General features: G+C 39.1%; 1 pseudogene. It reads right to left on the reverse strand.

What is annotated here, in order from left to right:
* Positions 1-75: 75 nt before the first annotated feature.
* A pseudogene (locus RMZ95_RS31730) lies at positions 76-842 on the reverse strand (IS630 family transposase); the annotation flags it as partial.

The following is an 842-nucleotide window of genomic DNA, read 5'->3' on the forward strand; positions in this document are numbered from 1 at the left end:
GCTAATGTGCCATTAAAGCCTTCAGAAGCAAATCAAGAGCAAACAGAGTTAGCAATTCAGGAAATTGAGAACTTACCATGACCAACATCGCTCAATTTTGTGTTTTGATCGGGGGAATAAGATGGCAAGTATTTTAACTGACACCCGGCAGCTTCAATTAATTGAATAATCTGTCCACCTTTATGGAAGCTGGCATTATCTGCAATCACGATTTGACCGGGTTTTAATTGGGGGATTAAGCAAGTTTGCAACCAAGTTTCAAACACACTCCTATTACAAGATCCTTCTACCGTAAAGGGAGCAAATAACTGACCATTACATAGAGCGGCTATCATATTAATCCGTCCTTGTCTTCTGCCACTTTTTAGAGCATAAAAGCGCTTCCCTCTTTGATTCCAGCCATAGCTATAATCTTCTCTACTATCCATCCCAGCTTCATCTATATACACTATGTTCTCTGGTCTATACGTGGTTATCTCTTCAATAAATTTAAATCGTTTAACTTCATCTCTTTGTTGATAACCATAAGTTTTTTTTTTCGAGTGAACCCAATTTTATTTAACGCTCGTGATATAGTGCGATCGCTAATTTCTTCCGACCAGAGTTTGGCCATCTCTACTTGAGTTTTATCCCCATTAGCCTCGACAAAGGAAGTAAATTTTTCCCAGTCAGTAATTTTATGCCCATTGCCAGGTGGTTGATTCGGCAATGCTTGAAAATCTCCTGTTTCACGTTGCCGCTTGAGCCATAATCGAATAGTGTTACGACTAATGTTAAATATACGGCAAGATCCAGTAATTTTTAAGCCATCAAGCAAGATTGCTTGGATCACTTTTTGCCGG

Origin of the sequence: Nostoc sp. DedQUE07, from assembly GCF_034530975.2 — a bacterium.
GTDB lineage: Bacteria > Cyanobacteriota > Cyanobacteriia > Cyanobacteriales > Nostocaceae > Nostoc.